The 13,498-nt window shown below is 71.1% G+C and carries 12 protein-coding genes and 1 pseudogene; 4 read left to right on the top strand and 9 right to left on the bottom strand.

Translation table 11 applies throughout. The features are described from left to right. The first annotated feature begins 105 nt into the window (after window positions 1-105). The 3 genes from MKK68_RS07405 to der all read left to right on the top strand — a co-directional run bounded on the left by MKK68_RS07405 (window position 106) and on the right by der (window position 2,985). Window positions 106-711, top strand: coding sequence for an NnrU family protein (locus tag MKK68_RS07405; RefSeq protein ID WP_147728307.1), 606 nt, complete (start codon window positions 106-108; stop codon window positions 709-711). A 95-nt stretch (window positions 712-806) separates the two neighbouring features. After that, the gene (locus tag MKK68_RS07410) at window positions 807-1,517 is read left to right on the top strand and encodes a tetratricopeptide repeat protein (RefSeq protein WP_243935847.1); all 711 of its coding nucleotides are present in this window, start codon (window positions 807-809) and stop codon (window positions 1,515-1,517) included. A 124-nt stretch (window positions 1,518-1,641) separates the two neighbouring features. Further along, complete coding sequence (gene der, locus MKK68_RS07415) at window positions 1,642-2,985, top strand: ribosome biogenesis GTPase Der (RefSeq protein ID WP_244029578.1); 1,344 nt, start codon at window positions 1,642-1,644, stop codon at window positions 2,983-2,985. 24 nt (window positions 2,986-3,009) lie between these two features. Here the strand turns inward: der and MKK68_RS07420 are convergent, their stop codons facing one another. From MKK68_RS07420 to alr, 7 genes are all read right to left on the bottom strand, one after another. Further along, window positions 3,010-4,131 (bottom strand): carboxylate-amine ligase, encoded by a 1,122-nt coding sequence (locus tag MKK68_RS07420; protein ID WP_244029580.1) that lies wholly within the window; start codon window positions 4,129-4,131, stop codon window positions 3,010-3,012. An 86-nt stretch (window positions 4,132-4,217) separates the two neighbouring features. Continuing rightward, complete coding sequence (locus tag MKK68_RS07425; protein ID WP_243932303.1) at window positions 4,218-4,625, bottom strand: dihydrofolate reductase; 408 nt, start codon at window positions 4,623-4,625, stop codon at window positions 4,218-4,220. A 38-nt stretch (window positions 4,626-4,663) separates the two neighbouring features. Continuing rightward, window positions 4,664-5,413, bottom strand: coding sequence for an SDR family NAD(P)-dependent oxidoreductase (locus MKK68_RS07430; RefSeq protein WP_244029582.1), 750 nt, complete (start codon window positions 5,411-5,413; stop codon window positions 4,664-4,666). Between the two features lie 10 nt (window positions 5,414-5,423). Beyond that, window positions 5,424-6,902: an amidophosphoribosyltransferase gene (gene purF, locus MKK68_RS07435; protein WP_244029584.1), complete on the bottom strand. Its 1,479-nt coding sequence runs from the start codon at window positions 6,900-6,902 to the stop codon at window positions 5,424-5,426. A 195-nt stretch (window positions 6,903-7,097) separates the two neighbouring features. After that, window positions 7,098-7,703: a CvpA family protein gene (locus MKK68_RS07440; protein ID WP_244029586.1), complete on the bottom strand. Its 606-nt coding sequence runs from the start codon at window positions 7,701-7,703 to the stop codon at window positions 7,098-7,100. Between the two features lie 219 nt (window positions 7,704-7,922). After that, a complete protein-coding gene (radA, locus tag MKK68_RS07445) occupies window positions 7,923-9,362 on the bottom strand; it encodes a DNA repair protein RadA (RefSeq protein WP_147725726.1) in 1,440 nt (479 codons plus the stop codon). A 46-nt stretch (window positions 9,363-9,408) separates the two neighbouring features. Further along, on the bottom strand, window positions 9,409-10,584 hold the full coding sequence (gene alr, locus MKK68_RS07450; RefSeq protein ID WP_244029587.1) for an alanine racemase: 1,176 nt from the start codon (window positions 10,582-10,584) through the stop codon (window positions 9,409-9,411). 92 nt (window positions 10,585-10,676) lie between these two features. Here alr and MKK68_RS07455 point away from each other — a divergent pair, with 92 nt between their 5' ends. Next, window positions 10,677-10,994, top strand: coding sequence for a cupin domain-containing protein (locus tag MKK68_RS07455; protein ID WP_244029630.1), 318 nt, complete (start codon window positions 10,677-10,679; stop codon window positions 10,992-10,994). A 60-nt stretch (window positions 10,995-11,054) separates the two neighbouring features. Here the strand turns inward: MKK68_RS07455 and MKK68_RS07460 are convergent. Together MKK68_RS07460 and MKK68_RS07465 are read right to left on the bottom strand one after the other, a co-directional pair. After that, a pseudogene (locus MKK68_RS07460) lies at window positions 11,055-11,735 on the bottom strand (DUF29 family protein); the annotation flags it as partial. Between the two features lie 115 nt (window positions 11,736-11,850). After that, the gene (locus MKK68_RS07465) at window positions 11,851-13,338 is read right to left on the bottom strand and encodes a replicative DNA helicase (RefSeq protein WP_147725730.1); all 1,488 of its coding nucleotides are present in this window, start codon (window positions 13,336-13,338) and stop codon (window positions 11,851-11,853) included. Window positions 13,339-13,498 lie beyond the last annotated feature (160 nt).

Below are 13,498 nucleotides of genomic sequence, written 5' to 3' on the forward strand. Positions count from 1 at the left end.
GCGGTCGCGCGCCTGGACAAACCACGGGAGTTTCTGTTCAGAACCGTTACAGAATGGCTTCCCGCCGGTGCGGGGGCCCGATCCTCCCGAGCCGAGTCCCCATCCATGCTGATCCTGATCCTCGGGCTGGTGCTGTTCCTCGGCACCCACGCCTTCTCGATGCTGCGCGCCAAGCGCTCCGAGGTCGTCGGCCAAGTCGGCGAGGGCAAGTACAAGCTCGGCTACACCCTGCTCTCGGTCCTCGGCCTCGTGCTGATCGGTGTCGGCTTCCACAACTATCGCGTCGACGGGTACATCCCGGTCTGGGATCCGCCGGTCTGGACGCGCCACCTGTCCCTGGTGCTGGTGCTGCTCGCTTTCATCGTGCTGGCCTCGGCCTACCTGCCGGGCCACATCCGGGCGAAGGCCAAGCACCCGATGCTGCTCGCCGTGAAGATCTGGGCGACGGCGCACCTGCTCGCCAACGGCGACCTCGGCTCGATCCTGCTGTTCGGCTCGTTCCTGGCCTGGGCGGTGATCGCCCGGATCAGCGCCAAGCGCCGCGCGCTCACGGCGGGTCAGGTCGTCGCGCAGCACGGGGGCGCCGCGGCCCCTGCGGGCTGGCGCAACGACGCGATCGCGGTGGTCGTCGGCGTCGTCGCCTGGTTCGTGTTCGGCAAGTATCTCCACCCGATCCTGATCGGCGTCTACGCCTGGCCGGGCCAGGCGTAGACGCCGCCCGGTCGCCAAACCGGCGCCCGCGTGCTAGGCGCGGGGCCAATCGAGATGCTTCAGGTCGTCCGGCTCGCGCGCCGGACCGGGATACGATGGCTGAGAACAACGAGTTCATCCGCGAGGTCAACGAAGACTATCGCCGCGACAAGGTCGCCGAGATCTGGCGCCGCTACAGCGGCGTGATCATCGCAGTGGCGATCCTGGTGGTCGCCGGCGTCGGCGGCTGGCGCTACTGGCAGACGGCCCAGCGCAACGCGGCCGAGGCCGCCTCGCAGCAGTTCGACGAGGCCAACCGCCTGGCCCGCGACGGCAAGGTGGCGGAGGCCGACAAGGCGTTCGACGCCCTCGAGGCGCAGGGGCCGGCCGGCTACCGCCTGCTCGCCCAGTTCCGCTCGGCCGCCGAGACCGCCAAGCGCGACCCGGCCGCGGGCGCCGCAGCGTTCGAGGCGATCTCCGGCGACACGGCGCTCGGCGACGGCCTGCGCGACCTCGCGCGGCTCCGCGCGGCGCTGATCCGCCTCGACCTGCCCGATCCGGCGCCCGCGCTCGCCAGCCTGCAGAGCCTGGCCGCCGGCACGCCGTTCCGCTTCACCGCCCGCGAGATGCTCGGGCTGACCGCCCTGAAGAACGGCCAGTACGACGAGGCCGGGCGCTGGTTCGACCAGCTCAACATGGACCCCGAGACGCCGCAGAACCTGCGCCAGCGCATCGAGGTCTACGTCGCCCTGGTCGCCGGCGGTCCCGTGACGGTGACCGAGGCGAAGCCCGAGCCCGCCGCGCCCCCGCCGCCGATCACGCGCTGATCGCTCGACACGCCAGTCCAAAACCTCCGGCGCGACTGGCTCGCACCGGAGGTTTTGGGCATTCTCCGGACCTTCGCCGCCCGGCCAGCCCGGCGGCTCGACCGAACATAGAACGGACCACCCCATGGAACTGCCGACCGTCGCGATCGTCGGACGGCCGAATGTCGGCAAGTCGACCCTGTTCAACCGCCTCGTCGGCAAGAAGCTGGCGCTGGTCGACGACCGCCCGGGCGTCACCCGCGACCGCCGCGAGGGCGACATCGCCTTCGGCGGGCTGAACTTCCGCATCATCGATACCGCCGGTCTCGAGGAGGCCGATTCGGCCACCCTGCTCGGCCGGATGCGGATGCAGACCGAGGCCGCGATCCTCGAGGCGGACGTGGTGCTGTTCGTCATCGACGCGCGGGCCGGCATCCTGCCCGCCGACCAGCCCTTCGCCGAGCTGGTGCGCCGGGCCGGCTGCAAGGTGATCCTCATCGCCAACAAGGCCGAGGGCGGCGCCGGCATGGCCGGGGCCTACGAGTCGTTCCGGCTCGGGCTGGGCGACCCGATCCCGTTCTCGGCCGAGCACGGCGAGGGCATCGGCGAGCTGCACGAGGCGCTGAAGGAAGCCCTGCCCGAGACCGACGAGGACGAGGACGACGACGACCCGCGCGGCAAGCCGCTCAAGGTCGCCATCGTCGGCCGCCCCAACGCCGGCAAGTCGACCCTGATCAACCGGATGCTCGGCGAGGACCGCCTGCTCGTCGGCCCGGAGGCCGGCATCACCCGCGATTCGATCTCGCTCGACTGGGAATGGCGCGGGCGCCGAATCAAGCTGCACGACACCGCCGGGATGCGCCGCCGCGCCCGGATCGAGGACAAGCTCGAGAAGCTCGCGGTCTCGGACGGCATCCGCGCCGTGCGCTTCGCCGAGGTGGTGGTGGTGCTGCTCGACGCCACGATCCCGTTTGAGAAGCAGGACCTCACCATCGTCGACCTCGTCGAGAGCGAGGGGCGCTCGCTGGTGATCGCCCTCAACAAGTGGGACCTCGTCGCCGACCAGCCGGGCCTGCTCAAGTCGCTGCGCGAGGACTGCACCCGCCTGCTGCCGCAGGTCCGCGGCGTCGCGGTGGTGCCGCTCTCGGGGCTCGCCGGCGACGGCGTCGACAAGCTGATGCAGGCGGTGGTGCAGGCGGCCGAGGTCTGGGACACCCGCATCTCGACCTCGCGGATCAACGACTGGCTCTCCGAGGCGACGCAACGCAACCCGCCGCCGGCCGTATCGGGCCGGCGCATCAAGATCCGCTACGCGACGCAGGTGAAGAGCCGCCCGCCGCACTTCGCCCTGTTCGGCAACCAGCTCAACGCGATGCCGAAGAGCTACACCCGCTACCTCACGAACTCGCTGCGCGAGGCGTTCGCCCTGCCGGGCACCCCGATCCGGCTCTCCCTGCGCACCTCGTCGAACCCGTTCGACAAGGGCTGAGCACCGGCCCCGCGCGACGACGCCTCAGCCCCGGGTCGTCCGCGCCAGCCATTCCACCACCTTGTCCAGCGCCTGCCGGTTGCTGTGCCCCGCGTCCCGCGCGGTCTCGAACGCGGCGATCTGGCCGTCGGCGCTGGTGCCGCCCGAGACGATGGTCCGCGCATGCGCGACCTCGGCCGCGCAGCCGAGCGCCGCTGCATCCTCGGCGACGAAGTCGAGCACCGTCTCCAAGGCGTCGGCGAAGGGTAGGGCCGCCTCGCGGGCTTCGTCGATCAGCTCGGCGCCCACGCCGCTGCGCTGGGTGCGCCAGAGGTTCTCGTCGGCGAGTGCCCGGGAGACGCCATCGAGCCCGGCATTGAGGTCCGGCCGGCGCACCACGCAGCGCACGAGGCAGCGGAACAGCGCGGCGATGGTCAGCGCGTCGGCCAGCCGCGTGCAGCTGTCGGCGATGCGCAGCTCCAGCGTCGGGAACTTGATCGAGGGCCGGAGCGACCACCACAGGAAGCTCGCATCCTGGATCGAGCCGGCCTCCGTCATGATCCGCACGTAGCGCGCATAGGCGGCGGCATCGGCGAAGAGCTCGGGCAGGCCGGTGCGCGGCAGCTCGCCGAAGGCGCTCAGGCGGTAGGCGGTGAGCCCCGTCGGCTTGCCCTGCCAGAACGGCGAGGAGGCCGAGAGCGCGAACAGCAGCGGCTGGAACGGCAGCAGCCGGTTCATCAGGTCGACCCGCGCCTTCGGGTCCGGCACCTCGACGTGGACGTGCATGCCGCAGATCAGGCTGCGGCGCCCGGCGAGGCCGACGTCGCGCAGGATGCCGCGGTAGCGGTCGCCCTTGGTCGGCAGTTGCCGCGACCAGTCGGCCACCGGATGGGTGCCCGCGGCGAAGATCAGCAGCTCGTGCTCGGCGGCGAGGTCCGCGAGCGCGCCGCGCTGCCGGGCGAGCGAGTCGCGCGCCTCGGCGAAGGCGGTGACGGGCGGGGTGCAGACCTCGACCTGGCACTGCAGCAGCTCGCGCCCCGCCTCGGGCAGGCGCTCGGCCGCCTCGACGTGGAACGGCTTGACCGAGCGCCGCGGCGTGCCGCGCGTCTCCGCATCGGCCAGGAAATATTCTTCTTCGATGCCGAAGCGGTAGCTGTGGGCGGTCATTGCATCCCTTCGCGTTCGGCGCGTGCGCGGAAACGCAACAGGCGCGCGGAGGGGGCCGTTCCACCGAGCGATGTCTCGGCCCGGGGCTATTCGCGCAGGGCGCCCCCGACGAGCCAGGCCGGGTCGAACCAGCGGTCGGCCTCGCCGTCGTAGGGCAGGCGGGTGACGTCCCAGTTCTGGATGTACTTCGCGTAGACGTTCCAGACCGCGATGCCGCCGCCGACGAAGATGCGGCGACCGGGATAGCGGGCGAGCACCGCCTCCGGGTCCTCGTGCGACCGGATCACGTCGATGGTGCGGTCCTTGAACGCGAAGGCCGGCACCGAGGCCACCGTCTTCGGGCCGGCGATCAGCACATGGCCCATGGTTAGCGCGAAGAACCGCGTCACGTCCTCCACGAAGAGCGGGTCGGTGTTGCCCTCCCAGGGGAGCTGGCCGTTCAGCCCGAGCTGGCCGCGCTGGCCGATCGCGCAGATGCAGCGCACGTCGATCATCAGGATATCCGGAAAAGTGCGGGCTCGGCCCCGACCGCTCAGCGCGGCACTTGCGGGCTCACGGTGCGGTCGGTGGGGAAGTCGTAGATCAGCCCGGTTTCGCTCGAGGCGGGGCTCGCCAGCCGCACGAAATGCGGGGCGAGGTCTTCCGGCGTCCTCAGCGTCTCCGGGTCCTCGCCCGGCATCGCCGCGCGGCGCATGTCGGTGCGCAGGGGGCCGGGATTGAGGAGCATCGCTCGGACGTTGGTGGTCTCGTTCTCGGCGGCGTAGGTCCGCACCAGCGCCTCGAGCGCCGCCTTCGACACCGAGTAGGGCCCCCAGTAGGCCCGGCACTTGCCCGCCGCCCCGGAGGTGACGAAGATCGCCCGGCCGGCATCCGACATCCGCAGCAGCGGGTCGAACGAGCGGATCAGCCGCCAGTTCGCGGTGACGTTGACGTCCATCACCTGGCCCCAGACCTTCGGGGTGATGTGCCCGATCGGCATGAGATTGCCGAGGATGCCGGCATTGCCGACGACGATGTCGAGGCGCTTCCAGCGCTCGTTGATCGCCGCGCCGAGCCGGTCGATGCCGTCGTAGTCGGTCAGGTCGAGGGGCACGAGGGTCGCGCTCGAGCCGACCCTGCGGATCGCGTCGTCGAGCTCCTCCAGCGCGCCCTGCGTGCGCGCCACGGCGATGACGTGCGCGCCGGCCTCCGCCAGGGCCAGCGCGGCGGCCCGGCCGATCCCGCGGGACGCGCCGGTGACGACGGCGACGCGTCCGTCGAGTGAGGTCTTCGTATCGGTCATGCGCGAGGGGTCAGTCCGCTTCGGCGAGCATCGCGAGGCGCTTCGGCCCGGCAATGGCGAGGTCCGTCAGACCGGTCGGGTAGTCGCCGGTGAAGCAATGGTCGGTGTATTGCGGGCAGGCCTCGATCCGCTCCGCCTCGCCCATCGCCCGGTAGAGCCCCGGGATCGAGAGGAAGGCCAGCGAATCCGCGCCGATGTAGCGGCGCATGCCTTCGAGGTCGTGGGTGGCGGCGAGCAGCTTCTCGCGCTCCGGCGTGTCGATGCCGTAGAAGTCGGGATAGGTGATCGGCGGGCTCGCGATGCGGAAGTGCACCTCCGCCGCGCCGGCCTCGCGCATCATCCGCACGATCTTCACCGAGGTGGTGCCGCGCACCAGGCTGTCGTCGACCAGCACGATGCGCTTGCCCTCGATCGCCGCCCGGTTGGCCGAATGCTTCATCCGCACGCCGAGCTCGCGCACCGACTGGGTCGGCTGGATGAAGGTGCGGCCGACATAGTGGTTGCGGATGATTCCCATCTCGAACGGGATGCCGGTCTGCTGTGCGAAGCCGAGCGCGGCCGGCACGCCGGAATCGGGCACCGGCACCACCACGTCGGCCGGCACCGCAGCCTCGCGGGCCAGCTCGACGCCGATGTTCTTGCGCACGGCGTAGACGCTCTTGCCGTTCACCACCGAATCCGGCCGGGCGAAGTAGATGTACTCGAAGATGCACGGCCGCATCGGCACCTTGTCGGCGAAGCGGATCGACTCGATGCCGTCCTCCGAGATCACCACGACCTCGCCGTTCTCAACGTCGCGCACGAACTTCGCGCCGATGATGTCGAGCGCGCAGGTCTCCGAGGCCAGCATGTAGCAGCCGTCGAGCTCGCCGAGCACCAGCGGGCGGATGCCGAGCGGGTCGCGGGCGCCGATCAGCTTCTTGTTCGTGAGCGCGACGATGGCGTAGGCGCCCTGGATCGCCTGCAGCGCGTCGATGAAGCGCTCGACGATCCGCGGCTTTCGCGAGCGCGCGGCCAGGTGCAGGATCACCTCCGTGTCGGAGGTCGACTGGGTGATCGCGCCGTCGCGCACGAGATCGCGTCGGATCGAGAGCGCGTTGGTGAGGTTGCCGTTATGCGCCACCGCCAGGCCGCCGCCGGCCAGCTCGGCGAAGAGCGGCTGGACGTTGCGCAGGATGGTGCCGCCGGTGGTCGAGTAGCGCACATGGCCGATCGCGGCGCGGCCCTTCAGCCGGGCGATTGTGCCGCCGTCCGAGAACGAGTCGCCGACGAGGCCGGGGCGCCGCTCGGAATGGAAGACCTCGCCGTCGAAGGCGACGATGCCCGCCGCCTCCTGGCCGCGGTGCTGCAGGGCGTGCAGCCCGAGCGCGACGATCGCCGAGGCGTCGGGATGCCCGAAGATGCCGAAGACGCCGCATTCCTCGCGGAGCGTATCGCCGTCGGTCTCGGGGTCGAACACGGAATCCACGGTTGCGGCGCGGTGTGACATGGCCTGAGGTCGATCCCTGGTTGCCGTCCGCCCGCAAGCTGCCCGGACCGCGTCCGCGCGGCCGGCCCCGCGGCGCCGTCGTCAAGGCGTTATCTGAGGCCTCGCGGCATCGCAACCAAGCCGGACCGGACGCAGGTCAGGGTCACCGCGGCAACATATGCTGAGCCGGCCTTCCTTCCCAGACGAGCGGCGCCCTCAGCGCCGCGGCGCGGGCACGACGGGCGTGGTCTGGCGCGGGGGCACCTCGGTCTCGGCCGGTGCATCCACAGGTTCGTTCTGCGGGGTGTCGACCTTCGGCTTCTTGAACTGCTTCAGGAAGCCTTCCGGGTTCTCGGGCAGCTGCGCCACCAGCGCGTCGCCGGACTTCTCCAGCATCGGCCGGGTGCGCGCCTCGGCGGCCCAGGTCGGGACCTTGCCCTGCACCAGCCAGGATAGGAACACCCAGCCGATCACGCAGATCAGGAAGCCGCGGGCGGCGCCGAACAGGAAGCCGAGGGAGCGGTCGATCGCGCCGATGCGCGAATCGAGCACCACGTCGGAGATCTTCACCGTGATGATCGAGACGACGATCAGCGTACCGAGGAAGATCGCCGCGATCGAGGCGACGAGGGCGACGGTGTCGCTGGTCACGTGCTGCTTCACCGTTGGCAGCAGCATCGGATAGAGCGACCACGCCACCGCGGCGGCGGCGACCCAGGCGATGATCGCCAACACCTCCCGCGTGACGCCGCGGACGGCCGCCAGCAGGGCGGACACCACGACGATGCCGAGCACCACGAGATCGAGGACGGAAAACGGCATCTGCGGGTTCGGATCGGATGGGGAGATGCCACGACGAAAGCGATGCGGTCTGCGGCTCCCCTGGACCGCGGGCGCCTTATATCGCGGTCAAACTCGGCCGTCACCCTCGGTGGCGACTGCCGGCCGCCGGAACCCGCCGGTTGCAGACGGGCTTTCACCGCCCTTCCCAAGCCGCCGGCGCGGCACAGGTCGTCCTGAGAACCGCGCTCAGCCGGTCGCCTAATCCGCATCCTCGTCGTGGGCCGCATGGCGGCGCTTGCCCGAGGCGACCCGGCGCGGCCCGTTCGCGGCGATGCCGGCCACGAGGTCGGCGATGTGGCGCAGCGACTCCGTGGCGAGCGCGCGGTCGGTGGTCTCGCCGCGCCCTTGCGGCGTCATCGCCTTGGCGAAGCCGAGCTTCTGCGCCTCCTTGAGGCGCGCGCCGGCCTGCGCCACCGGCCGGATCGCGCCGGACAGGCCGATCTCGCCGAAATACACGGTCTCCGGCGGCAGCACCGCGCCCGACAGCGACGAGACCAGGGCGGCGGCCACCGCCAGATCCGCCGCGGGCTCGGAGATGCGCAGGCCGCCCGCGACGTTGAGATAGACGTCGTGCGTGCCCAGGCGGATGCCGCCATGGGCTTCGAGCACCGCGAGCACCATCGAGAGCCGGTTCGGGTCCCAGCCGACCACGGCCCGGCGCGGCATGCCGAGCGACGAGGGCGCGACCAGCGCCTGGATCTCCACCAGCAGGGGCCGCGTGCCCTCCATGCCGGCGAAGACCGCGGTGCCGGCGGCCTGGTGGTCGCGTCCCGCCAGGAACAGCGCCGAGGGGTTCGGCACCTCGGCCAGCCCCATGTCGGTCATCTCGAACACGCCGATCTCGTCGGTCGGCCCGAAGCGGTTCTTCACCGCCCGCAGGATGCGGAAATGGTGGCCCTGGTCGCCCTCGAACGAGGCCACCGCGTCGACCATGTGCTCGACCACCCGCGGGCCGGCGATCTGCCCGTCCTTGGTGACGTGGCCGACGAGGATCACCGCCGTGCCCGTGGTCTTGGCGAAGCGGATCAGGGACTGGGCGGAGGAGCGCACCTGCGTGACCGTGCCGGGCGCCGATTCGACGGTCTCGGTCCACATGGTCTGGATCGAATCGATGATCGCCAGCGCCGGCGGGCGCCCCTGCGACAGGGTCTCGACGATGTCCTCGACGTTGGTCTCGGCCGCCAGCTCCACCGGGTGGCCCGACAGCCCGAGGCGCTCGGCGCGCAGGCGCACCTGCCCCACCGCCTCCTCGCCGGAGATGTAGGCGACGCGCTCGCCGGTCTTCGCCATCGCGGCCGAGGCCTGCATCAGCAGGGTCGACTTGCCGATGCCGGGATCGCCGCCGAGCAGGATCACCGAGCCGCGCACGAAGCCGCCGCCGGTGACGCGGTCGAGCTCGCCGATGCCGGAGGGGATGCGCGGCGCTTCCCGCGCCTCGCCGGTCAGGCCCTCGAGGGGGAACACCCGCCCGCGGGCCCGGCCGGGCCGGGTCGCGGCCGGGCCCGATTGCGGCCCGGAGCCCCCGGGCGTCTCCTCGACGATCGTGTTCCAGCCATTGCAGGCCTCGCAGCGCCCGCGCCAGCGGTTGTAGACCGCGCCGCAGGCCTGGCAGATGAAGGTCTGGTGGATCTTTGCCATGCGCTCGCAGCGGGTTCGGGGCCGGATCCGCTCGGGGCGGACGGCGTCACGCCCCGATATACGTGCGAACGTAACGAGAACCCAGCCCCGTCAGGATCTCGTAGCCGATCGTGCCGGCGGCGCGTCCCACCGTGTCGACGTCCAGCCCATCGCCGATCAGCGTGGCGACGGTGCCGCGCTCGGCCTCGGGCGCATCGGTGACGTCGAGGATGATCAGGTCCATCGAGACGAGGCCGAGGATCGGGCAGGACATGCCGGCGACGAGCCCGTGGCCGTGCCCGCTCGCGGCCCGGGGATAGCCGTCGGCGTAGCCGAGCGACAGGGTCGCGAGGCGCCGGGGCGCGGGTGCGGTCCAGCGCCCGTTGTAGCCGGCCTGCGCGCCGGCGGCGACGTGCCGGATCTGCAGGATCGTCGCCTCCAGTCGCACCACCGGCCGCATCGGGTTGGCATGGCGCGTGGGGGTCGGGTTGCCGCCGAACAGGGCGTAGCCGGGCCGCAGCAGGTCGTGGTGCGTCGCCCCGTCGAGGAAGATGCCCGACGAGTTGGCGAGCGAGCCGGGAATGCCGGGAAACGCCGCCCGCACCGTCGCGAAGTCGGCGATCTGCCGGGCGTTGATCGCCTCGTCGGGCAGCTCGGCGCTGACGAGGTGGCTCATCACGAGGTCGATGCCGGCGGCCCCGATCCGTGGATCGCCGGCGAGCGCCAGCGCCTCCGGGACGGCGAGCCCGAGGCGGTTCATGCCGGTGTCGACGTGGAGCGCGGCCGCACGCATCCCGCGCGAGGCCGCCGCCCAGTCCGACACCTCCTCGACCGAGCCGAGGACGGGGCGCAGGTCCATCGCCAAATAGGCCGGGGCGGAGCCGGGCGAGAGCCCGTTCAGGACGTAGATCGTGGCCTCGGGCAGCGCGCCCCGCACGCGTGCGGCCTCGCCGAGATGCGCGACGAAGAACGTGCGGCAGCCCGCTGCCCAGAGCGCCCGGGCGACCGGCTCGGCGCCGCAGCCATAGGCGTCGGCCTTCACCACCGCGGCGCAGGCGCGGCCCGGTGCCTCCGCCGAGAGGCGGCGCCAGTTCTCCGCGATGGCGCCGAGATCGACGATGAGGCGGGCGCCGTGCCCGATGGCGTCGGTCGCGACGGTGCTGTCTCGGGAAATCGTCGGGCTCCGATGTTCCGCCGCGCGTGCGTCGCCGTCCGCGCAGCCTGACGGGTCAGGGCATGCCATTACCGCGCCAGCGGCCGGAAGGCACGAGGCCTGCAACGCAAGACCTGCAACACGGGGCTTGCGGCGCGCGCAGCCTTCCGAGGAGACAGCCAATGGCGTTCGCCTGCACGATCCCGGCGATTCCCACCGTCCAGCAGGACGACGCGACGCTTCGCATCACCCGCTGGGATTTCGCCCCCGGCGCCGTAACCGGATGGCACGAGCACGGCTGGCCCTACTTCGTGGTGATGCTGGTGGCCGGAACGCTCCGGGTCCATGACGGCGAGCAGGTCGGCGAGATTGCGCTCGCCGCGGGGCAGGCCTACAGCCGCCCGGCGGGCATCCGCCACGACGTGATGAACGGCTCGGACCACCCGATCGCCTTCGTCGAGATCGAGGTCAAGCAGCCCGGCGCGCTGGTGACGCTGTAGCGTGGGCGCCGAGCCCGCCTCCGGCTCGAGCGGCCAGGCGATCGCGCGGGTCATGATCGCCTCGTGGGAATAGGGGCAGGCATCGGGGAAGATCGATTCGTCGAGGCCGGTCTCGCCCGCGGCCTCGATCCGAGCGTCGTCGTAGGCTTCCCGGGTGGCACCGGACAGGCGGCTCGTGAGGCCGGGGTTGCGTTCGAGAAGCTTCGCTGCGGCCCGGCGCCCGGTCCGGATCGACAGCGCCCAGCTTCGCGTCCGCTTCTCGGGCTGAAAATCCCATGTCAGCAGATGGATCAGCGTGATGCGGAGCGCGCTTTCCAGACGGTTGTAGATCTCGGTGCCCGAGTCCTCGATCTCCTCGGCCAGGTTGAGTGCGTCGAGGGACGAGAACTGTCCGCGCCGGAGACGCTGGGCCTGCGCGAAGGCCCATGCGTAGACGTCGCGGAGATAGGGGTCGGGGCGGTCGCGGATGTCGGCCGCGGCAGCGAGACGCCGCGCGAGCGGTTCGGCCTCCGATGCCGCAGGCGCGCCCGCGATCCGCGCCGCGAGATAGGCCTCGGCCGGCGTTCCGTCCGGCCCCACGTCGGCGACCCGCGGCAGCACGGCCGCGAGGGTGATCGCCTCGCCGGCCGCCACGAGGGCGCCCGCGACCTCGAACACGCCGCGATGGAGCGGATGGGTCCAATCCTCATCGCGGAGGATCTGGGCCATCACTCCGTAGGTGGCAGGGTCGGCGAGGATCAGCCCGACGAGGCCGCGCTAGGCCTCGAACACGTCAGTCAGGGTGGTCGTCTCGCGGGGCCGAGCCTGCTTCGCCAGCGCCATGGGGCGTCTCCGATCGGGCGGAGCTCGCACCCTATCACATCTGCTCGGGCAGCCGGTCGCTCTGCGCGAGGTTCGAGAACCGGGTGATGTTGGCGTCGAACTGCAACTCCACCGTGCCGGTCGGGCCGTGGCGCTGCTTGCCGAGGATCACCTCGGCCTTGCCGTGGACGCGGTTCATCTCCGCCTCCCAGGCGAAGAACTCCTCCGTCCCCTCGCGGGGCTTCTTGTTGTTGACGTAGTATTCCTCGCGGAACACGAACATCACCACGTCAGCGTCCTGCTCGATCGAGCCCGATTCGCGCAGGTCCGAGAGCTGCGGGCGCTTGTCGTCGCGGTTCTCGACCTGACGCGACAGCTGCGACAGGGCGATGATCGGAACCGAGAGCTCCTTGGCCAGCGCCTTCATGCCGGTGGTGATCTCGGTCATCTCCTGCACGCGGTTGTCCGAGCGCTTGCCCGAGCCCGCCAGCAGCTGGAGGTAGTCGACGATCAGCACGTCGAGGCCCTTCTGGCGCTTGAGGCGCCGGGCGCGGGCGGCGAGCTGCGCGATCGAGATGCCGCCCGACTGGTCGATGTAGAACGGGATCGTCTGCATGTCGCGGGCGGCGTCGGTGATCTTGTAGAAGTCCTCCGGCCGGATGTCGCCGCGGCGGATCTTATAGGAGGGCACGCCCGACTGCTCGGCGATGATGCGGGTGGCGAGCTGCTCGGCCGACATCTCGAGCGAGAAGAACCCGACGATGCCGCCGTTCTTGGTCTTAATCGTGCCGTCGGCCTGCTTCTCGCCCTGGTAGGCCTTCGCGATGTTGAAGGCGATGTTGGTGACGAGCGAAGTCTTGCCCATGGCCGGGCGGCCGGCGAGGATGATCAGATCCGAGGATTGCAGGCCGCCCATCTTGGCGTCGAGGTCGGAGAGCCCCGTGGCCAGCCCCGAGAGCTTGCCCTCGCGCTGATACGCCTTGGCCGCCATGTCGACGGCGGCGGTGAGCGCGTCCGAGAACTTCTGGAAGCCGCCGCTGTACTTGCCGGCCTCGGCGAGCTCGTAGAGCCGGCGCTCGGTGTCCTCGATCTGGTCGCGCGGGGCCTGCTCGACCGGGGCCTCGTAGGCGCCGTTGACGAGGTCCTCGCCGATGGTGATCAGCCGGCGGCGGATCGCGAGGTCGTAGATCGTGCGGCCATACTCACCGGCGTTGATGACGGTGGTGGCGTCGGCCGCCAGCCGCGCGAGGTACTGCATCACCGTCTGGCCGCCGAAATCGGCGTCGCCGAGATAGGTCTTCAGGGTGATCGGGGTCGCGAGCTTGCCCGCCTTGATCAGCGAGGTCGCCACCTGGAAGATCTGCTGGTGGGCGTCCTCCATGAAGTGCTCGGGCAGCAGGAAGTCCGAGACGCGGTAGTAGGCGTCGTTGTTCACCAGCATCGCGCCGAGCAGCGCCTGCTCCGCGTCGATGTTGTGCGGCGCGACGCGGTACTCCGCCTGCACGGCTTCGAGCTTGGCCGCTAGGGCATTGGGCAGGGCCATCGGCGGTCGCTCCGAATCGATGCGGGCCGGGCCGGCGCCGCATCCCAGACATGATCCGACGACCATGGCACCAGTCGGGTTGACCGATGCTTAGCCGCCGGCGTCCGCGTCACCGTGCCCGGAACGCGAGGACGCCCGCCCCTCGGTGCGAGGAACGGGC

This window comes from Methylobacterium sp. E-016 (genome assembly GCF_022829745.1).
Classification (GTDB): Bacteria; Pseudomonadota; Alphaproteobacteria; order Rhizobiales; family Beijerinckiaceae; genus Methylobacterium.